The sequence below is a fragment of the Nonomuraea sp. NPDC048881 genome, from assembly GCF_040649795.1.
Taxonomy (GTDB): Bacteria; Actinomycetota; Actinomycetes; order Streptosporangiales; family Streptosporangiaceae; genus Nonomuraea.
This window is the reverse complement of sequence record NZ_JBEZGC010000007.1, coordinates 487,702-507,744: the sequence shown is the minus strand read 5'-3', so window position 1 is coordinate 507,744 and position 20,043 is coordinate 487,702. Positions and strand designations below refer to the sequence as shown.

The window sequence follows — 20,043 nt, the reverse complement described above, 5'->3', positions numbered from 1 at the left end:
TCCCCCAACGCGTCCGCATGCACCTTGCCGTGCTCGGCCGAGATCAACGCGGCCAGCTCGTCACGATGGGCGTACATCAGCTCACGGAACCGGAACAGGACCCGGCCGCGCTTGATCAGCGAGGCGTCCCGCCAGGCCGGGAAGGCCGCCACCGCGGCGGCCACCGCCGCGTCCACCTCGGCCACCGACGCCAGCGCCACGTGACCGCCGACCTCACCCGTGGCCGGGTCGAAGATCTCCGCCGTCCGGTCGCCGCCGTCCGTCAGGGCGCCGTTGATCCAGTGCTTGACCGACTTCACCGTTCTCCCTCTCCCAGTGCCAGTTCCACCGCGTCCACGAGCGCGCCCTCGGCGCAGGGACGCGAGACCACGTCCGCGGCCGACAGGACGTCGGGATGGCCGTCGCCGACCGCGATGCCCAGGCCGGCGGCCTGGATCATGTCGATGTCGTTGGGGTTGTCGCCGATGGCGGCGACCTGCTCCAGCGGCACCCCCCGCGCCTTCGCCAGCTCGCGCAGGGCGCTGCCCTTGGTCGCCCCCTCCGGCAGCACCTCCAGGTACGTCGCCTCCGACCGGACGGTGACCGTGCCCGCGATGTCCAGGTCCGGGAGGCGGTCGCCGATCAGCATGCACTTGGTGATCCCGTCGGGGGGCAGCGCCGCCCAGTCGCCGGGGTCGCGCAGGGTGATGCCGTCCCGCCGGGCGTAGTCCCGCAGTTCCGGGACGTCGTCCACCGCCAGCGCCTCCCCGCCGGAGAACGCCACCGGGTACACGCCCGCGGGCAGCTCGCCGAACAGGCCGAGCAGCGTCTTCCAGGCGGTGGCGGGCAGGTGGCGGGAGCGCAGCACCTCGCCGGTCGCCAGGTTCACGGTGCGGGCGCCGTTGTAGAGGATGGCCGGGCCGTCCAGACCCAGCTCGTCGTAGTAGGGGCGGGCCGAGCGTTCCATGCGGCCGGTGGCGATGACGACCTCGCCGCCCGCGGCCCGGTAGCGGCGCAGCGCGTCCCGGGCGGCGGGCACCATGGCCAGGTCGCGCCCGACGAGCGTGCCGTCGAGGTCGGTCACGATCCAGCGGATCACGTCGCGCTCCCCGCCCCCGCGACGTCGGCGGCCCTGACGGCCCCGGCGGCCACGTCGGCCAGCACCGAGGAGGCCAGGTCGAACCCGCCGACGCAGGCCAGGTAGCCGCCCGGCTCGAAGACGCTGCCCGACAGCGGGATGTAGACGCCGCCGGCCTGCCTGACCAGCAGGGATCCGGCCGCGACGTCCCAGGCGTTGACGCGGGTGCCGTACGCGACGTCGGACCAGCCGGCGGCGACGTGGGCGAGCTTGAGCGCGGCGCTGCCCGGACGGCGGATGGTCGCGAACGACTGGGTCATCCTGGAGAAGCGGCGCAGCGCGCCCTCCTCGTCCTCGGCCAGGTCGCGCGGCGTGGGATAGCTGGACAGCAGCACCGCCTCGCGGTCGGCGCGGGCGCCCGCGCTGCGCAGCGGCTCGCCGTTGCAGACGGCCCCGCCGAGCCAGGCGGTGAACTCGTCGTCGCGCACCGGGTCGTAGATCACCCCGGCCACCACCTCGCCGTCCACGGCGGCGGCGATCGAGGTGCAGAAGAACGGCAGGCCGACGGCGAAGTTGGCGGTGCCGTCGATGGGGTCGACGTACCAGCTGATGGCGCCCTGTCCCCTGGTGCCGCCCTCCTCGCCCACCACGACGCTGTCGGGGCAGAGCCGGTCGAGCACCTCGCGGATGCCCTCCTCGGCCGCCTTGTCGTGCTCGGTCACCGGGTCGTGGAAGTCGCGCTTGGTCTGGATCTCCGGACGCGAGCGGAAGGCGCCGCGCAGCCGGTCGCCGACCGCCCTGGCCGCCTCGGCCGCGATGGCGGCCAGCTCGCGAGAGGTGTTCACGTCCATGTCTCCTCCAGGAGGGTCAGCAGGGCGCGGGGGTCCTCGACCGTGGCCTGAGGGCTCTGCCGCACCCGGTACGGGATCTTGTCGGTGCTCGCGGAGACCATCAGGACGGTCGCCCCCGCCCCGGCCCGGGCGCCGCAGATCACGTCCCGGTCGTAGTTGTCGCCGACGTACCAGGCGTCGGCCGGGTCCACGCCGAGGGCGCGGCAGGCGAGCAGGATCATCTCGGGGTTCGGCTTGCGCACGCCGACCTCGTCGCTGTAGACCTGCGCGGCGAACAGGTGCTCCAGCCCGCTTCCGGCCAGGTAGTCGCGGTGCACGGCCCCGCACAGCGCGTTGCTGACGACGGCGGGGACGACGCCGTTGCGCAGGCAGGCGTTCAGCAGCTCCGCCATGCCGGTGCGCAGCTTCCTGTCGCTGCGCAGCTCGCCCATGCGCTTGCACAGGGGCGTCGCCTCGACGGTGACCAGCGTGCGGGCCTGCTCGGGCCAGTCGGTGGCGACGAACTCGGCCCAGAACCGGCGGTGGGTCATCTCCTCGGGCGCGAACTGCCGGGACGTGGAGTCCTTCCAGTACTTGTCGGCCCGCGCCCCGGCCCGGATGTCGCTCTCGACGTCCTCGGCCGTCAGGCCGTCGAACCCGGTCCTGGCCAGCATGGCGTGCACCTCGGCGGCCAGCTCGGCCGCCCAGGACGGGCGCTTGGCGGTCTCGACGATCACGCCGCCGAAGTCCAGGAGCAGCGCCTTGGGGCGGATCACGCGGTCACCTCCGCCCGGTCCCAGGAGGAGATGCGGGCGCCGTCCGCGCCGAACAGGTGGAGCTGCTCGGTCCAGCAGGGCAGCACGTCGCCGGGCGCGGCCCGCACCGGCGTGTACGACAGGGCGAACAGCTCGGTGTCCAGGACGCGCAGCCGTACCGTCCAGGAGGAGCCGGCCGGCAGCACGGCCTCGACCAGCGCCTCCTCGCTCCAGGCGGCGGCGGGCGGCGTGCCGAGCCGCAGCGCCTCGGGCCGGATGCCGACGGCGGACGGGATGACCCCCGAGCCGCGCGCCTCGACGAACCGCAGCAGGGATCCGGCCAGCCCGCCGGGCGCCGGTCCGGCGTCCACGATGGCCATCGGCGGGCTGCCGACGAACTCGGCGACGAACCGGTTGGCGGGCCGCTCGTACATCTCCATGGGCGCGGCGAGCTGCTGCAGCTCGCCCTCGTTCATGACGGCGACGTCGGTGGCCATGGTGAGGGCTTCGAGCTGGTCGTGGGTGACGAAGACGATCGTCGCGCCGGACTCCTCGTGGATGCGCTTGAGCTCGGCCCGCATCTCCAGCCGCAGCCGGGCGTCGAGGTTGGACAGCGGCTCGTCCAGCAGCAGCACGGACGGGTTGACCGCGAGCATCCTGGCCAGCGCGACGCGCTGCTGCTGGCCGCCGGACAGCTGGGAGGGGTAGCGGTCCATGGCGGCGTCGACGTGCACCATCTTCAGCGCCGCCTCGGCCCGCGCGCGCCGCTCGGGGGCGGGCACCTTGCGCATGCGCAGCCCGAACTCCACGTTGTCGCGCACGGACAGGTGCGGCCAGAGCGCGTAGTTCTGGAACACCAGCCCCATCGCCCGCTTCTCGGGCGGGACGTAGACGCCCTGCTCGACGGAGTCCAGGACGCGCTCGCCGACGGCGATGCTGCCCGCGGTGGGCTGTTCGAGGCCGGCGATCATGCGCAACGTGGTGGTCTTGCCGCAGCCGGAGGGGCCGAGCAGGCACATGAAGGCGCCGTCGGGGACCACGAGGTCGAGGTTCTTCACCGCGTGGTCGCCGCCGCCGTAGCTCTTGGAGACTGCGCTCAAGGTGATGTTCGGCATCTATCCTCCTAGGCCGGACGCCAGGCTGCTCTTGGTCAGCCGCTGGGTCAGGGAAGTCATGGTGAAGGAGAGCAAAGCGATCATGAGGACGACGCCGTTGGCGAGCTGCGTGTATCCGTAGTCGACCAGGCCGATGGAGAGCGTCGTGAGAAGCTGGGTGCCGGTGGTGGTCAGCATCACGACGATGCTGAGCTCCTTCAGCCCCGAGATGAACGGCAACACGATGCCGGTGACCAGGGCGCCCTTCTGGATCGGGAAGATGATCCGCCGCATCCGGTGCCACCAGGAGGCCCCGGCGATCTGCGCGGCCTCCTCCGGCTCCCGGCCGAGCTGCATCATCGCCGCGATGCCCGAGCGCGAGCTGTACGGCAGGTGCGTCACGGCCATGACCAGGATCAGCAGGAACGTCGTCCCGTACAGAGCGGGGACGGGCCCGCGGGCGACGGCGAACAGCGACAGCGAGGCGGCGGCGAAGGCGATGCCGGGGATGAGGTACGGCAGGAACGACACCTGGCGCAGGAACCCGGCGATGCGCGGCGCGGTGCCGCGGACCACGACGTACCCGATGAGCAGGCCGGCGACCGCGCAGATCAGCGAGGCCAGGCCGACGATGCGCAGCGAGTTCCAGGCGGCCTGCCACAGCTCGGAGCCGCGCAGGATGCCGTGCGGGAACCCGACCGCGCCGGGCAGCCGGTCGGCGATCCAGTAGTCGAGCGTCAGGGTCGACAGGTCCAGCGGCGTGCGGGTGAGCGTGGACAGCAGCAGCGTGAGCACCGGGATCAGCACGCTGACCACGAAGACCACCGCGCCCAGCGCGAACGCGGGCCAGCGCCAGCCGCGCAGGTCGCCCAGCCGGTCCATCGCGCCCTTGCCGCCGACGGTGACGAACCTGCGCTGCTCGCGCATCAGCCGCATGTCGGTGAAGACGATCAGCACGCCGATGATCACGATGACGGTGGCGAGCACGGAGGCCACGCCGGTGCTGCGGTCCCTGATCGACTGGAACAGCCCGGTGGACAGCACCTGGTAGTCGGCGGGCAGGCCGAGCACGTACGGGGTGCCGAACGTGCCGAGCACCCGCCCGACCACGAGCAGTACGGCCGAGGAGAGCGCGGGCAGCATCAGCGGCACCACGATCCGCCGCACGACGACGCGCCGCGGCGCCCCGAGGATCCGGGCCGAGTCCTCCAGCTGGACGTCGATCCGGCGCAGCGCGTTGCCGACCAGCAGCAGCACGAACGGGTAGTAGTGCAGCCCGAGCGTGACGATGATCGGCAGCGGGCCGTAGGCCAGCCAGTCGGGGGTGCGCACGCCGGCCGACTCCAGGAAGCCCACCTGGCCGCCGGCCCGCTCGTTCTTGAACAGCGTCAGCCAGGCCAGCGAGAACGTCCACGACGGCAGCATGTACGGCACCACCAGCGCCCCGGCCAGCCACTTGCGGCCGGGCACGTTGGTCCGGGTCACCAGCCAGGCCATCCCGCCGCCGAGCAGCAGCGCGAACAGCACGGTGCCGACCGCGACGACCAGCGTGTTGACCAGCGGGCCCCAGAACAGCAGGCCGCTGATCTGGGAGCGGAAGACCCGCCACAGGTAGTAGCCGGTCCACTCGCCCGGCTGCTGGCCGGCGTGCAGCTCGTCGCCGAACTGGAGGCGGAAGGCGTCCGACAGGACCGCGATCAGGGGGGCGACGACGAGGTAGGCGAGCAGGACGACGAGGATCAGGCCGAGCGCGGCGGTCGGGTCGTGCCGCAGGACCTGCAGGCGGTAGCGGAGTCGGCGCCGTCTCGGCGGGCGAGGCGGCGGCTCCGTCTTGGTCAGAACAGCCATGGTCTTCCTTCGGGGGGTTTTCAGTGGCTTCGTTTGAGCATGGCGTCGGCGAGGGCGTCGGCGGCCTCGCCGAGCCGGCGGCCCACGGCGTCCAGGCGGGAGAGCAGCTCGCGTTCGCGCAGGGTGTCCATGTCCAGCGGGCCGGCGAACAGCTCGGTGAGCCGGGCCTGGTGGAGCTGGCGGACGCGGCTGCGGGACTTGCGGGTGGCGAGCACGGCCACGGTGACCGAGCCGGGATCGCCGGTGATCTTCAGCAGGGCCTGTTCGAGCTGGTCCAGGCCGTCGATGACGGCGCCCAGCGGCTCGGCGGCGAAGGTGAGGTCGGCGGGCCCGAACAGGTCGGCCTCGCGGACGAAGTCGCGTAACTGGTCCAGCACGTCGTCGATCGAGCGGGAGAGCCGGAACAGGTCCTCCCTGTCGATGGGGGTGGCCAGCACCCGTTTCAGCGTCCGGACGAGCTCGGCGCGGGCGGCGTCGCCCTCGTGCTCGACCTCGGCCATGCGGGCGCGGGCGGCGGCCTGGCCGGTCGTGCCCGAGGCGGCCGAGCGGGCCAGCACGGCGCCCTCCCTGGCCACGGCGACCTGGCCGCGGATGAGGTCGATCACCCGCCGTCCGGACCGGCCGCGCAGCTCGTCCCAGGCGCGGGCGAGCCGGCGGGGCCGTCCGCCGCTCACAGCAGCCTCAGGCCGAGCCCGGCCAGGGCGCCCAGGGCCATGGACGACGGCAGCGTGACCAGCCACGCCGTACCCATGTTCAGCACTCCTTGCCATCGCACCCTCCTGCTTCCTTCGCTTGCCACCACGCCGACGACCCCGGCGGTCACGGACTGGGTCATGCTCACCGGGCTGCCCAGGGCCGAGCTGCCGAGGACGGCGCCGGTGGCTGCCGTCTCGGCCGACAGCACGTGCAGCGGCCGGGTGATGACCAGGCCGCGGCCGACCCGCCCGCCCACCCGGGGCAGCGTGGTCAGCGCCCCGGCCAGGAACAGCGCCACCAGCACGGCCATCCACCCCGGCGAGAGCTGGACGGGCCCGACCCGGCCGAGCCCGTTGCGGCCGACGTCCACGGCGACGCTCACCACGGCGATCATCTTCTGGCCGTCGTTGACGGCGTAGGCCAGGCACTGGGCCGCGTACGCCACCAGGTGGGCGGCCAGCACCAGCCCCGGCATCCGGCGCGAGGACGGCACCCGCCGTGACGCGGTGCCCAGCAGGTAGCCGAGCGCCAGCCCGACCAGCGGCGCGCACGCCCCGATCGCCAGCACGGTGATCAGGCTCGGCCAGGCCACCGGCAGCCCGGCGCCGAGCCCGGCGCCCGCGATGCCGCCGATCACCGCCAGCGTCAGGCTGGTGGGCAGCCCTCTGCCGGTCAGCGCCGCCACCACCACGACGGCGATCACCACGCCGGCCAGGAACACGGCCGCGCCGCTGCCCGAGTCGAGCCCCGCGAGCCCTTCGGTGAAGGTCCGCGCGACCGCGACGCCCAGCACGTACGGCCCGGCGAACAGGACCGCCACCAGCAGCGCGGCGGCCAGCCAGCCGGGCGTGCGCGGGAAGCGCAGGCCGAGGCCGATCAGCGTGGCGCCGTCGTTGGCCCCGCTGATCAGCACGAACAGGACGGCCACCGCGGCGAAGGCCAGCGTCCAGCCCATCAGAGGTAGAGCCGCTGGTCGCGCTTGGCCTCGTCGTAGCGCTCGCGCGCGGCCCTGACCTCGGGCAGGCCGGACACCTGCGCGACCGGCACGTCCCACCAGGCCTGCGCGCCGGGGCCGCCGCCTGGGACGGGTTCGACGTACACGACGGTGGTCCTGGCCGACTCCCTGGCCTTGACCAGGGCGGCCCGCAGCGACTCGGGGCCGTCGGCGCGCAGCACGTCGGCGCCCAGGCTGGCGGCGTTGGCGGCGAGATCCACCGGCAGGGGGTCGCCGTCCAGCTCGCCGCCGGGGCCGCGGGTGCGGTACGCGGTGCCGAGCCGCCGGGCGCCCACCGACTCGCTGAGGTTGCCGATGGAGGCGAAGCCCCGGTTGTCCACCAGGACGATCACCAGCTTGATCCGCTCCTGCACGGCGGTCGCGATCTCCTGCGCCATCATCAGGTACGACCCGTCGCCGACCAGCACGAACACCTCGCGTTCCGGCGCGGCCAGCTTCACCCCGAGGCCGCCGGCGATCTCGTAGCCCATGCACGAGTAGCCGTACTCGACGTGGTACTGCTCGGGGTCGGCGGGCCGCCAGAGGCGGTGCAGGTCGCCCGGCATCGAGCCGGCCGCGTTGACCACCACGCCGCCTTCGGCGACCTCGTTGAGGATGCCGAGCAGGACGGGCTGGGTGAGCTCGGCGCCCGCGTAGGTGTGGCCGATCTCCGACTGCCAGGCGGCGGCCAGGGCGGCGGCCCGGTGGGTCCATTCGGGGTCGGCCCGCCAGTCCACGTCGTCGAGGGCGCGCAGGGCCTCGCGGGCGTCGGCGACGAGCGTGGCGCCCGCGTTCTTGGCCGCGTCGAAGGCGGTGACGTTGACGTTGAGGAAGGCGGCCTGCCCGAACAGCGTCCTGGAGGCGGTGGTGAAGTCGGTGTAGCGGGTGCCGACGCCGATGACCAGGTCGGCCTCGCGGGCCAGGGTGTTGGCCGCGTCGGTGCCGGTGTGGCCGATCGCGCCGGCCGCGCAGGGATGGTCGTACGGCAGCGCGCCCTTGCCCGCCTGCGTCTCGCCCACCGGCACGCCGTGGTTCTCGGCGAAGCGGGTCAGCTCGGCCCACGCCCCGCTGTACCTGACGCCGCCGCCGGCCACGATCAGCGGCCTGCGGGAGCCGCGCAGCAGCTCCTTCGCCCTGGCCAGCGCGGCCGGCTCCGGGACCGGGCGGGGAACGTGCCAGACCCGCCGGGCGAACAGCTCCTCGGGCCAGTCGTAGGCCTCGGCCTGCACGTCCTGGGGCAGCGCGAGCGTGACCGCGCCCGTCTCGGCGGGGTCGGTGAGCACCCGCATCGCCGCCAGCAGCGCGGCCGGGAGCTGCTCGGGCCGGTTGATCCGGTCGAAGAAGCGCGACACCGGGCGCAGCGAGTCGTTGACCGACACGTCGTAGGACCGGGGGTCCTCCAGCTCCTGCAGCACCGTGCCGGGGGCGCGGGTGGCGAAGACGTCGCCGGGCAGCAGCAGCACCGGCACCCGGTTGATGGTGGCCAGCGCCGCGCCGGTGACCAGGTTGGTGGCGCCGGGCCCGATGGACGTCGTGCAGGCGAAGGTGGACAGCCGCGCGCGGGTGCGGGCGTAGCCGACGGCCGTGTGCACCATGGCCTGCTCGTTGCGGGCCAGGTAGTACGGCAGCGCGTCGCCCGTGCCCGCGCCCTGCTCGGCCAGCGCCTGGCCGACGCCCGCGACGTTGCCGTGGCCGAAGATCCCGAGCACGCCGGCGATCAGCCGCTGCTCGACGCCGTCGCGCTCCGACCACTGGGCGGCCAGGAAGCGGGTCAGCGCCTGAGCCGTGGTCAGCCTCATGAGGCACCTCCTTGCACGAGGTCGGGCACGCCGCCCTCCAGCAGGCCGAGCGCGGTGTCCACGGCGGCGCCCACGTCCCCGTCCGGCGGGTAGAGCAGCGCCCGGCCGACTACCAGGCCGCGGACGCCGGGCAGGCGCAGCGCCTTGCGCCAGGAGTCGTACATCTCGCCGGCGTCCTGGCCGGAGTCGCCGCCCAGCAGCAGCACGGGCAGGGTGGTGGACTCCACGACGCGTTCCATCTCCGGCACGACCGGGATCTTGAGCCAGGTGCGGGCGGAGGTCGCGCCGAGGCCCTGGCCGACGCTGATGGCGTGGATCACGGCCTCGGGCGACAGGTCGTGCCGCACCACGCCGTCCTGCCGCCTGGACCAGAACGGCTCGACCATCGCCATCAGGCCGTGCCTGGCCAGGTCGGTGACGGCCTGGCCGCAGCTGGCCAGGGTGGCGGCGGTGGCGCTGTCCTCCAGCGCGATCCGGCACAACATCTTGCCGCCGTCCAGGCCCATCGCGGCGATGGTGGGGGCGTCGTAGGCGGTGAAGCGGTCGTCGAACTCGAACACCGAGCCGTGCACGCCGCCGCGGTTCATCGAGCCGATGACGATCTTGTCGTCGAGCGCGCCGAGCAGCAGCAGGTCCTCGACGATGTCGGGGGTGGCCAGCAGGCCGTCCACGCCGGGCCTGGCCAGGGCGGTCATGAGCCGGTCGAGCAGGTCGGCGCGGCTGCGCATGGCCATCGGGTGGCCGGCCACACCGAGGGCGCCGCGGGCCGGATGGTCGGCGGCGATGATGAGCAGCTGCTCCCTGCCGTTCCTGAGGGGCCGGCGCCGGCGGGCGGCCGCCGCCTCGGCGACGCGCTCCGGCTGCCAGGCGCGCTGGTCGAGCAGCCGGCGGTAGTCCTGCTCACGCATGCGTGACGGCTCCTTCCGAGAGGGTGGCGGACAGGACGGCCTCGACCTCGTCCGCCGTGGGCATCGCGGGCGCGCAGGCCAGGCGTCCGGCGACGATCGCGCCCGCGGCGTTGGCGAAGCGCAGGGTGCGTTCGAGCGGCCAGCCTTCGAGCAGGCCGTGACAGAGCGCGCCGCCGAAGGCGTCGCCGGCGCCGAGCCCGTTGACCACCTCGACCGGGACGGGCGGCACCCGTACGGCCTCCGTGGCGGTCATGCCGAGCACGCCGTCCGCGCCCTGTTTGACGATGGCCAGCTCGACACCCAGCTCCAGCAGGGTCTCGCCGGCCGCGCGCGGGTCGCGGGTGCCGGTGGCCACCTCGACCTCGTCGAGGTTGCCGGCCGCGACGGTGACGTGCGCGAGCGCCTCGCGCACCCGCTCGCGGGCGGTGGCCGCGTCGGCCCAGAACATGGGCCGGTAGTCCAGGTCGAGCACGGTGTGCCGGGCGCGCCCGCGGGCCTGCCAGGCGGCCAGGTGGGCGGCGTGGGACGGCTCGGCCGACAGGCCGGTCACGGTGGCCCAGAACAGCCGCGCCCCGGTGACGGCCGCCAGGTCGAGGTCGCCGGGCGCGATCTCCAGGTCGGGCGCGTCCTGGCGGTAGAAGTAGAGCGGGAAGTCGTCCGGCGGCCTGATCTCGCAGAACGTGACCGGCGTCGGCCGGCCGGGCACGGCGCCGACCAGGCGGTCGTCCACGCCGTAGGAGCGCAGCGCGTCGCGGACGAACGCGCCGAACGGGTCGTCGCCGGTCCGCGTGATCACCGCGCTGGAGTGGCCCAGGCGGGCGGCGGCCACGGCCACGTTGGTGGGGCTGCCGCCCAGGTACTTGCCGAACGTCTCCACGTGCCGCAGCGACACGCCGGTCTGGAGCGGGTAGACGTCCACGCCGACGCGGCCCATCGTCAGCACGTCGAGGGCGCTCACGCCAGGCCCCGCAGGAAGGCCACGCCCGCCCGCACGTCGTCGGCCGGGCCGGCGCCCGCCGGGGGTTCGGCGTCGAGGACGACGTCCTGCTCCATGACGTACCAGCCGTCGTAGCCGGCGGCGGTCAGGCGTTCGACGATGCCCCGGACGTCCACGTCGCCGCGGCCGAGCCGGCGGTAGATCCCGGCGCGGACGGCGTCGGTGTAGGTCAGCTCGCCGGCCCGGACGCGGGCGGCGAGCGCGGCGTCGACGTCCTTCAGGTGCACGTGGGCGATCCGCTCGGGGACGCGGGTGACCAGCTCCAGCGGGTCGCCGCCGCCGATGAGCAGGTGGCCGGTGTCCAGGCAGAGCGGGACGGCGCTGCCGCCGAGCACCCGGTCCACCTCCTGGCCGGTCTCGACCATGGTGCCGACGTGAGGGTGCAGGGTGAGCGCGCGGCCGTCGCCCTTGGCCTCGTGGAAGGCGCGGTCGAGGTTGCCGAGCAGGGTGCGCCAGCCGGTGTCGTCCAGCTCGGGACGGGCGTCGTAGCCGTCGGCGCCGGTGGCGGCGGCCAGCACGACGACCACGTCCGGGTCGAAGGCGGCCCAGGTGGCGCGGAGGGCGGGCAGCGGGTCGTGGGCGGGGTCGTGCAGGACCGCTGGGACGAATCCGCCCACGGCGCGCAGCCCGTACCGGCCGAGCAGGTCCTGGTCGGCGGGCAGGAAGCCGTCGGGGCCCAGCTCGGTGGCGGTCAGGCCCAGCTCGGCCATCTCGGCGAGCACGCGGTCGGCGGTGAGCTGGTGTCCCCATCCGGGCACCTCGCACACGCCCCAGGAGATGGGTGCGGCGGCGATCCTCACTTGGCCACCTCCAGCACGCGCACCGGACGGCCCTCGCGGCGCGCCAGGTCGGCGGCCTCGGCCAGGTAGAGGGCGGCCAGGGCGTCGCGGACGGTGCAGGGGCTCTCGCTCTCGCCCCTGGCCATCGACAGGAACGCGCCCATCTCGGCGACGTAGGCGTCCTCGAACCTGGTCTGGAAGTCCGGCCACGGCGGCCCGTCCGGGTTCAGGCCCTCGGCCGAGCGCAGCGGGGTGCGGTCGCCGAGCCCGACGGCGCGGGTGCCGAGCGTGCCGGCCAGCTCCATGCGCACGTCGTAGCCGGCGCCGTTGTAGCGGGAGCCCTGCAGGGTGACCAGCGTGCCGTCGTCCATGACGATCAGGGCGGCGCTGTTGTCCACGTCCTCGGCGGCGGCGAAGTACGGATCGCCGCGGTTGGCGCCGACCGCCTGGACGACGTCCGCCTCGCGGCCGGTGACCCAGCGCAGGATGTCGAAGTCGTGGATGTGGCAGTCGCGGAAGATGCCGCCGGACTGGGCGACGTACTCGGCGGGCGGCGGCGCCGGGTCGCCGGTCAGCATGTGCACGCGGTGCAACTCGCCGAGCTCGCCCGCCAGCAGCGCCTCGCGGGCGGCCCGGTAGCCGGCGTCGAAGCGGCGCTGGAAGCCGATGTGCACGCCGATCCCGGCCCGTTCGACGGCCTCGGCCACCCGCAGCGTCTCCTTGACGGTCGGCGCGGCCGGCTTCTCGCAGAACGCCGGCACTCCGCGCTCGCACGCCCTCAGCAGGCCCTCGGCGTGGGCGGAGGTCGGCGTCGCGAGCACCACCGCGTCCGCGTCGAAGGGATCGCCGGTCCGGGCGCCGAGCCGCCGGGCCACCTCCTCCGCCCTCGCCGTGTCCACGTCGGACACGACGAGCTCGTCAACCAAGGCGGACAGGGTGGTGGCATGGAACATGCCTATACGTCCAAGGCCCAGCAGACCCACACGCATGATCGCTCCTCATCCAGGGGGGCCTCCAGTTCTAGATGAACAGGAGATGAACCGTCAAGACTTTGTCCTGACATAAGGATGAACTGTCGTAGCTGGGCGGGCAGGCCATGGCGGGATCTCCACGTAAGAATGTCTTGACAAATTATTCACGTGACGTTCATCGTGAGCACACAATGGCGCCGGTCGGGGCTGGCGCGGCGCCTTGCGAATCCGAGAGGCAAGAGGAGTGACGCCATCATGAGGCGTACCGGGAAGATCATCTCCATGGCGTTGCTGGCGTCCGCCGCCGTGGCGTGCGCGCCCTCCACCGCAGGCGGAGGACCGTCGGCGGCGGCGACGGCCAAGGCGCTGCCCGGCCCGTCGCTCGATGCGAACTTCGACCTGGAGGCGCTGGTCGCCGCGGCGAAGAAGGAAGGCAGCGTCCTGGTCTACGACTCCAGCGGCGACATCGAGGAAGTGGCCAAGGCGTTCACCGCGAAGTACGGCATCGCCATGGAGGGGGTGAAGTCGGACACCCCGCAGACGGCCGAGAAGATGACCAGGGAGCACGCCGCCGACAACGTCACCATCGACGCGGCCATGTACGAGGACGGCGGCGTCCTGGTCGGCCAGCTCGCGCCGCAGGGCGTCACCCAGACGTGGATCCCCGGCGACCTGAAGGACCAGATCCCCGCCGAGAACCAGAACCCGCTGCTCGCCCTCTCCAAGGCGACGGTCTTCGGCTACAACACCAAGCTCTCCCCCGGCGGCTGCCCGGTGAAGAACGTCTGGGACCTGACCGATCCGGAGTGGTCCGGCAAGCTGGTGATGCAGGACCCGCTGGGCAAGCCGACCGTGCTGTCGTTCTTCACCCAGCTCGACGCGTACGGCAACCAGGCGCTCGAACAGGCCTACCAGGCCAAGTACGGCAAGCCGCTGAAGACCGAGGAGAAGAGCGCCGCACAGGAGTGGATCAAGCGCCTGTCGCTCAACAAGCCGGTGCTGACCGGCTCCGACGAGGACATCTCCGCCGCCGTGGGCGCGCCGGCCGCCACGGACAAGAAGATCGGCTTCATGTCGATCTCGAAGTTCCGCAACAACGAGGACAAGGGCTACCACCAGGCCGCCTGCGAGGGGATGACCCCCTTCACCGGCTTCAGCTACCCCAAGTACGCGGCGATCGCCACCAAGAGCAAGCACCCCAACGCGGCCAAGCTGTTCGTGCACTTCATCATGACCGAGGAAGGCGTCAAGCACGAGATCGGCGAGGGCGGCGTCTCGGGCAACAGCACGGTCAAGCCGATGGTCACCCCGCCCGGCCTGTCGGACTGGCAGGGCCAGCTCTTCCACACCGACCCCAAGGGCCTGCTCGGCGACCTGCAGAACCGCCAGGCCATGTCGGACTTCTGGCGCGTCAACCGCAGCTAGCGCGCACCGTCGCACCGCCCGGCCGGGAGGATCCCCGGCCGGGCGCGTCGGCATGTCCTGGCATCCGTGCAACACCTAATGTCCTGACATAAGGACGACCTATTGATTTCTTGTTAACTGGTCGTTACGTTTTGGGACAACATCAACACCCCGAACGAGGAGGCGCAATGCGTCCCCTGTCCAGGCTCTCCCTGGCAGCCCTGATGTTGACCGTGTTGGGCGGGATCGCCGTACCCGCGGCCGGTGCCGGCGTGGCGACCGTGTACCCCGACGTCGAGACCCCCTCCCTCTACGACGACGAGGCCGGCGGCGACGCCAACGGCGACGACCCGGCGATCTGGGTCGACCCGTCCGACTCCGAGGACAGCGTGGTGATCGCCACCGCCAAGAAGGGCGGCCTGTACGTCTACGACCTCGACGGGCAGCAGCTCCAGCACCTGCCGGCGCCCGCCGCCCCCGGACCTGACGACGAGGCGGGCCGCTTCAACAACGTCGATGTCGCCTACGGCTTCGGCGGCAGGGACCTGGCGATCGTCTCCGACCGCGGCCGGGACATGCTGCGCATCTACGCCATCTCGCACGGCCACCTCACCGACGTGACCGACCCGGCCGCGCCGTTCGTGTTCAACACGACGCAGCAGCAGGTCAACGACGCCGAGACGGCCTACGGCCTGACCGCCTGGAAGGACTCCACCGGCACGTACGCGCTGGTCAGCCGCCGGCACAAGACCTCGGTCGGCCTGGTCAAGCTGCTCGCCAAGCCGGGCGGCAAGATCGGCTACCAGCTCGTGCGGACGCTGACCCTGCCGGGCTCCTTCACCCTGCCGAACGGCCAGACCTGGTCCCCCTGCCTTGAGCCGGACGAGCAGGCGCAGGTCGAGGGCATGGTCGTGGACCAGGAGCGGGACGTCCTCTACGCCGCCCAGGAGGACGTCGGCATCTGGCGGATGCGCGCCGACCTCACCGGCACGCCCGTCCTGGTGGACAAGGTCCGCGAGTACGGCGTCCCGGGCACCTACGACCCCGCGACCGAGGAGTGCACCCCCGGCGCCGACCCCGGCTACGGCGGCACGCACCTCACCGCGGACGCCGAGGGCCTGACCATCTACTACCGCGAGGACGGCAAGGGCTACCTGCTGGCCTCCAGCCAGGGCGACAACACCTTCGCCGTCTACCGCAGGGAGGGCTCCAACGCCTACCTCGGCCAGTTCCGGATCGGCGAGGCGAACGGCATCGACGGCTCGGAGGTGAGCGACGGCTCGACCGTGCTCAACGTGCCGCTGGGCGAGTTCGACGAGGGCATGTTCATCGCCCACGACGGCGTGAACACGCCGGCCACGGCGGACCGGGAGAACACCAACTTCAAGTTCGCCGACTGGGGCGACATCGCCGACGAGCTGGACCTGGACGTGGACACCGACGGCTGGGACCCGCGCGACTGATCATCGCCTGATCACCGCCGCCCAGCGGTCCCGCGAACCGGGGCGCCGTCCAGCCGGACGGCGCCCCTTCGCCGATTTGGGCATCCCTTCGCGGGGCGGGGAGAATGGGGTGCGCGTGCGGAGGAGGAGCGTGACCGAGAGCCAGTCGCTTGACCACCTCGCCCGCCGCCTGGAAGAGGTGGTCGGCGAGCTGCGCGGCATCCCCGTCGACGTCGAGCGGCTGGAGGACCCCGAGCTCGTCCGCCGGCAGATCCTGCGCGCCACCCGGTCGTCGGCCGAGCTGCGGGCCATGCACCCGGTGGGCTCGCGCGAGCAGGGCCGCGACGAGCAGCGCAGCCGCCGTACCGTGCTGGACGCCCTGCGGGAGGGCCTGTCGATGCGCACGATCGTCCATTCGAGCGTGCTGGACGACCCGCGCAAGGCGGCCCGCATCCAGGAGCTGCACGCCGCCGGCGACCTGCACCGGGTCATCGACGAACCCATCCAGCAGCTCCTCATCTTCGACCGGTCCGTGGCGTTCGTCCGGATCACCCCGATCGCCTACACGCCGGGCGCGCTGATGATCAGGCAGCAGGGGCTGATCGCCACCCTCATCGACCTGTTCGAGCTGTCGTGGGCGCGGGCCAGGGAGGTCACCGAGCCGGCCCACCGGCTCTCGCCGCGCGAGCGGGAGGTGCTGGCGCTGATCGCGGAGGGCCGTTCCAACGGCGCCGTGGCCCGCGCCCTGTCGATCACGGAGGCGGCCGTCGGCAAGCACGTGGCCTCCGTGTTCGTCAAGCTCGGCCTGCCCGCGACCGACGACGCCAACCGGCGGGTGCTGGCGGTGCTGGCCTACCTGCGCGGCGTGGCGAGGTAGGGCCAGGGCTACCTCGTTCTCGTCCCAGCACCCGTGCGGGCGGGCCGCGGCGGGCGCTTCGATGGACGTCATGCAGAAAATGACTGGATTGCTGGTCGGCGCGGTGTTCGGCGCGGTGTTCGTCGTCGTCAACGCGCACGGCCCGCTCGGCTCCGTGACCGCGAACCTGCTGCGGGCCGCCGCGTGCCTGGCGGCGGCGGGCGTGCTGGCGATGTGGTTCCGTGCCGTGCGCGCGGAACGTCCCGCCGCGGCCGGTCGGCGGGGCATGTTCGGGCCCGGCTACCTGGCCGTGGTCGTGGCCGAGGCGGTCCTGCTGTTCGGCGGGCTGCGGGTGCTGGCCGCGCTCGGGCGGCCCGAGGAGGGGAACGTGGCGTGGGTGGCCTTCGTGGTGGGCGTGCACTTCGTCGCGCTGGCGCCGATCTGGAAGGACTGGAGCATCGCCGTGCCGGGCGTCGCGCTCACGCTGCTCGGCGCCGGCGGGCTCGTCCTGGCCGCCACGCCCGCGGTGGCGTGGGTGCCGGTCGTCAGCGGGGTGCTGTCCGGCGTCGTGCTGCTGGCCGGCAGCCTCACCCTCGGCCTGCGCGGTACGGCGCGGGCGGCGGCCTGACCGTCCGGCGGGCGCGCCTTCTCCCCCGGCACAGACCCTCTGATACTCTCTGTGCTGAATTGATTACTTTCTGTCGCTAGGGGAGCTAGTGTGAAGGTCGCCTGCGTCGGCGGTGGGCCCGCCAACCTGTACTTCTCGATCCTGATGAAGCGGGTCGACCCGTCCCACGAGGTCGCCGTCTACGAGCGCAACCCGGCCGGGACCACCTACGGCTGGGGCGTGACCTACTGGGACGACCTGCTCAAGAACCTGCGCGCCGCCGACCCGGAGTCGGCGGACGTCATCAGGGAGAACTCGATCCGCTGGGACAGCTGGGTCACCCACATCCAGGACCGCGCGACGGTGACGCTCACCGAGTCCGACGAGGGCTTCGGCATCTGCCGCCACCGCCTGCTCGACATCCTGGCCGACCGCGCCCGCTCCCTGGGCGTGCACGTCGAGCACGGCCGCGAGATCGCCTCCCGGGAGGAGCTCGACGCCGACCTGGTCGTGGCCGGTGACGGCATCAACAGCACGCTGCGCGAGCCGCACGCCGAGCATTTCGGCACCGAGATCGCGGTCGGCCGCAACCACTACATCTGGCTCGGCACCACGAAGGTCTTCGACGCCTTCACCTTCGCCTTCTCCGAGACCCCGCACGGCTGGATCTGGTGCTACTGCTACGTCTACAGCGGAGACCACAGCACGTGCGTCGTCGAGTGCTCCCCCGAGACCTGGAAGGGGCTCGGCCTCGACCAGGCCGCCGCGCCCGACGGCCTGGCGCTGCTGGAGAAGATCTTCGCCGACGTCCTGGACGGCCATCCGCTGATCGGACGGGCGCACACCGACGGCAGCGCGTACTGGCTGAACTTCCGCACGCTGACCAACCGCACGTGGTACCACGACGACCTCGTCCTGCTCGGTGACGCCGCGCACACCACCCACTACTCCATCGGCGCGGGCACCGCCCTGGCCTTCGGGGACGCCGCCTTCCTGGTCAACGCGCTGAACCAGGAGCCGGAGCTCCCGGCCGCCCTCGCCCGCTACGACCGCGAACGCCGCAAGGCGATCCGCCCGCACCAGAAGTCGGCCCGCCTCAGCGCCCAGTGGTACGAGAGCCTGACGCGCTACATCGACCTCTCGCCGGTCGAGTTCATCGCGCTGCTCGGCCAGCGGCACTCCCGGGTGCTGCCGCACCTGCCGCCCCGGATGTACGTCCGGGTCGACCGCGTTCTCAGCTTTTTCGGTGGGTTCGGCGGCTCCGGCAAGGACTGACCGGGAGGCGCGCCCGCTCAGGCCCCGATCAGGGGAAGTCCTTGGGGTTCACGGGGCTGGTGCGGGCGTTGCCGCCCTTGATCGGGTTCAGGGTCAGCGTCCAGATGGTGTACTGCGTCGAGGTCGTGCGGAAGCGCAGCCGGTCGTTGAACTTCTGGTACGTCGCCCCCTGGTGAAGCGACCCTTCGACACGCTGAACCGGTAACCGGTGGTGAAGAAGATGCGGTACGTGCCGTCCCGGACGTCCCGGATGCGGGCCGTGGACCGCGCGCGGACGTAGACGCTGATCGCCTTGGTCCGGCCCTTGACGATGGTGACGACGCCGTCCTTCGACGTGCCGTTCTTGATCTTGAGTACGCCGCGGCCGCCGCTGAGACGGTCGTAGACGATCCGGCCGTTGGCCGGGCGGGAGGCCGCCTCCTGGACGGCCGAGGAGGTCTGGACGGCCGCGGCCTGCAGGCCCGCCGTGGCGGCGCCGGCCGGGGCGGAGGTCAGCAGTGTGCCGGTCAGCGCGACGGCGGCGACGACCCCCGCGCGTAACGGGGTCGCTTCGAGGAGTCTCTTCACCATGGTCTTCTCCTTGGGGGCATGGTCGGACTGATCGCGTACCCGTGTATATCAGGACAGACCGCTTCTACGCTCGTAGACTTTAAGCCGTCCGTTCGGCTCCGAGAGGCGGCACGATGAGCTACGTCCCCGTTCCCTACGACCCTGAGCTGGCGGAAGGTCTCGCGGCGTTCCTGGCGGCGGTCGAGAGCGTTCCGCTGCGCGCGGACACCATCCAGCGCAACCGCGAGATCTTCGCCGAGCTCATCCCGCCCATGGAGACGATCGTCGCCGGCCGTCCCGTCGAGTGGTGGGACGTGGACGTGCCCGGCCCCGAGGGCGCTCCCGACGTCACGCTCACGGTCGTCCGTCCCAAGGGCGGTCCCGCGCCCGGCGCCGCGGCCGTGTACGAGATCCACGGCGGCGGGATGATCCTCGGCACCCGCTTCTTCGGCATCGAGGGCCTGATCCAGGCGGCCCTGGAGCACGGCATGGTCGGGGTGACGGTCGAGTACCGGCTCGCCCCGGAGAACCCGGCCCCGGCGGCGGCCGAGGACTGCTACGCGGGCTTCGTCTGGACCGCCGGACACGCCGAGGAGCTGGGGTTCGACCCGGGGCGGCTGCTCGTGTCCGGCTTCAGCGCGGGCGGCGGGCTCACCGCGTCCGTCGGCATCATGGCCCGCGACCGGAACGGCCCCGCCGCCGCCGGGCTCTACGTCGGCGCGCCCATGATCGACGACCGGAACTCGACCGTGTCGAGCCTCCAGTACGACGGCATCGGCGCCTGGGACCGCAACAACAACGACACCGCCTGGACCGCCCTGCTCGGCGACCGGCGCGGCGGCCCGGACGTGCTGCCGCACGAGGTCCCGGCGCGGGCGGCCGACCTGTCGGGGCTGCCGCCGGTCTTCGTCGAGGTCGGGGCGGCCGAGGTGTTCCGGGACGAGGCGGTCGAGTTCGCCGGCCGCATCTGGGCGACCGGCGGCCAGGCGGAACTGCACGTGTGGGCCGGCGGCCACCACGGCTTCACCGGCACCCCAGGCGCCCGCGTCTCCCGCGCCGCCCAGGAAGCCAAACACTCCTGGCTGCAACGCACCCTGGGCATCTGACCCGTCTGCCGGATCGGAGGGCCGTGGGCACCTCACCCTCCCCCACCACCCCGGACGCCTTCCGCACGACGCGGGG

General features: G+C 72.7%; 20 protein-coding genes. 6 read left to right on the top strand and 14 right to left on the bottom strand.

The genetic code is table 11. The features are described from left to right. The 13 genes from AB0C33_RS27210 to AB0C33_RS27150 form a co-directional block, all read right to left on the bottom strand. Positions 1–299 (bottom strand): aldehyde dehydrogenase family protein (locus AB0C33_RS27210; RefSeq protein ID WP_358292760.1); only part of this gene is annotated, 299 nt, incomplete at its 3' end. After that, positions 296–1,078: a Cof-type HAD-IIB family hydrolase gene (locus AB0C33_RS27205; RefSeq protein WP_358292757.1), complete on the bottom strand. Its 783-nt coding sequence runs from the start codon at positions 1,076–1,078 to the stop codon at positions 296–298. The genes AB0C33_RS27210 and AB0C33_RS27205, both read right to left, overlap by 4 nt. After that, positions 1,075–1,908: an inositol monophosphatase family protein gene (locus AB0C33_RS27200; RefSeq protein ID WP_358292755.1), complete on the bottom strand. Its 834-nt coding sequence runs from the start codon at positions 1,906–1,908 to the stop codon at positions 1,075–1,077. The genes AB0C33_RS27205 and AB0C33_RS27200 overlap by 4 nt, the downstream gene beginning before the upstream one ends. Further along, on the bottom strand, positions 1,899–2,663 hold the full coding sequence (locus AB0C33_RS27195; protein ID WP_358292752.1) for an HAD-IA family hydrolase: 765 nt from the start codon (positions 2,661–2,663) through the stop codon (positions 1,899–1,901). The genes AB0C33_RS27200 and AB0C33_RS27195 overlap by 10 nt, the downstream gene beginning before the upstream one ends. After that, positions 2,660–3,757, bottom strand: a complete 1,098-nt coding sequence (locus AB0C33_RS27190) for an ABC transporter ATP-binding protein (RefSeq protein WP_358292749.1) — start codon at positions 3,755–3,757, stop codon at positions 2,660–2,662. Before AB0C33_RS27190 ends, AB0C33_RS27195 begins: the two co-directional genes overlap by 4 nt. After that, complete coding sequence (locus AB0C33_RS27185) at positions 3,758–5,584, bottom strand: iron ABC transporter permease (protein WP_352324733.1); 1,827 nt, start codon at positions 5,582–5,584, stop codon at positions 3,758–3,760. 20 nt (positions 5,585–5,604) lie between these two features. Further along, positions 5,605–6,258: a DUF47 family protein gene (locus AB0C33_RS27180; RefSeq protein WP_358292747.1), complete on the bottom strand. Its 654-nt coding sequence runs from the start codon at positions 6,256–6,258 to the stop codon at positions 5,605–5,607. After that, positions 6,255–7,235 (bottom strand): inorganic phosphate transporter, encoded by a 981-nt coding sequence (locus AB0C33_RS27175; RefSeq protein ID WP_358292745.1) that lies wholly within the window; start codon positions 7,233–7,235, stop codon positions 6,255–6,257. Before AB0C33_RS27175 ends, AB0C33_RS27180 begins: the two co-directional genes overlap by 4 nt. After that, the gene (gene iolD, locus AB0C33_RS27170) at positions 7,235–9,073 is read right to left on the bottom strand and encodes a 3D-(3,5/4)-trihydroxycyclohexane-1,2-dione acylhydrolase (decyclizing) (protein WP_358292743.1); all 1,839 of its coding nucleotides are present in this window, start codon (positions 9,071–9,073) and stop codon (positions 7,235–7,237) included. Before iolD ends, AB0C33_RS27175 begins: the two co-directional genes overlap by 1 nt. Continuing rightward, entirely contained in the window at positions 9,070–9,981 is a 912-nt protein-coding gene (locus tag AB0C33_RS27165) for a deoxyribose-phosphate aldolase (protein WP_352324729.1), read from the bottom strand. Before AB0C33_RS27165 ends, iolD begins: the two co-directional genes overlap by 4 nt. Further along, on the bottom strand, positions 9,974–10,939 hold the full coding sequence (gene iolC / locus AB0C33_RS27160) for a 5-dehydro-2-deoxygluconokinase (RefSeq protein ID WP_358292740.1): 966 nt from the start codon (positions 10,937–10,939) through the stop codon (positions 9,974–9,976). The genes AB0C33_RS27165 and iolC overlap by 8 nt, the downstream gene beginning before the upstream one ends. Beyond that, positions 10,936–11,778 carry a TIM barrel protein gene (locus AB0C33_RS27155; protein WP_352352762.1) on the bottom strand — a complete coding sequence of 281 codons (843 nt, stop codon included), beginning with the start codon at positions 11,776–11,778 and terminating at the stop codon, positions 10,936–10,938. The genes iolC and AB0C33_RS27155 overlap by 4 nt, the downstream gene beginning before the upstream one ends. Then, positions 11,775–12,746, bottom strand: a complete 972-nt coding sequence (locus AB0C33_RS27150) for a Gfo/Idh/MocA family oxidoreductase (protein WP_358292737.1) — start codon at positions 12,744–12,746, stop codon at positions 11,775–11,777. Before AB0C33_RS27150 ends, AB0C33_RS27155 begins: the two co-directional genes overlap by 4 nt. A 237-nt stretch (positions 12,747–12,983) precedes the next feature. On the opposite strand from AB0C33_RS27150, the gene AB0C33_RS27145 reads away from it, so the two are divergent. The 5 genes from AB0C33_RS27145 to AB0C33_RS27125 all read left to right on the top strand — a co-directional run bounded on the left by AB0C33_RS27145 (position 12,984) and on the right by AB0C33_RS27125 (position 18,312). After that, positions 12,984–14,153 carry an ABC transporter substrate-binding protein gene (locus AB0C33_RS27145; RefSeq protein WP_358006489.1) on the top strand — a complete coding sequence of 390 codons (1,170 nt, stop codon included), beginning with the start codon at positions 12,984–12,986 and terminating at the stop codon, positions 14,151–14,153. A gap of 167 nt (positions 14,154–14,320) precedes the next feature. Then, positions 14,321–15,595, top strand: coding sequence for a phytase (locus AB0C33_RS27140; RefSeq protein ID WP_358292734.1), 1,275 nt, complete (start codon positions 14,321–14,323; stop codon positions 15,593–15,595). 130 nt (positions 15,596–15,725) lie between these two features. Further along, complete coding sequence (locus tag AB0C33_RS27135) at positions 15,726–16,451, top strand: helix-turn-helix transcriptional regulator (RefSeq protein WP_358292732.1); 726 nt, start codon at positions 15,726–15,728, stop codon at positions 16,449–16,451. A gap of 70 nt (positions 16,452–16,521) precedes the next feature. Then, positions 16,522–17,058: a hypothetical protein gene (locus AB0C33_RS27130; protein WP_358292730.1), complete on the top strand. Its 537-nt coding sequence runs from the start codon at positions 16,522–16,524 to the stop codon at positions 17,056–17,058. A gap of 90 nt (positions 17,059–17,148) precedes the next feature. Further along, on the top strand, positions 17,149–18,312 hold the full coding sequence (locus tag AB0C33_RS27125) for an FAD-dependent monooxygenase (RefSeq protein ID WP_358292728.1): 1,164 nt from the start codon (positions 17,149–17,151) through the stop codon (positions 18,310–18,312). 93 nt (positions 18,313–18,405) lie between these two features. On the opposite strand, the gene AB0C33_RS27120 is transcribed toward AB0C33_RS27125, so the two are convergent. Further along, positions 18,406–18,882 carry a hypothetical protein gene (locus tag AB0C33_RS27120; protein ID WP_358292725.1) on the bottom strand — a complete coding sequence of 159 codons (477 nt, stop codon included), beginning with the start codon at positions 18,880–18,882 and terminating at the stop codon, positions 18,406–18,408. Positions 18,883–18,995: 113 nt separating this feature from the next. Between AB0C33_RS27120 and AB0C33_RS27115 the strand changes: the two genes are divergently transcribed. Continuing rightward, on the top strand, positions 18,996–19,967 hold the full coding sequence (locus AB0C33_RS27115; protein ID WP_358292722.1) for an alpha/beta hydrolase: 972 nt from the start codon (positions 18,996–18,998) through the stop codon (positions 19,965–19,967). Positions 19,968–20,043 lie beyond the last annotated feature (76 nt).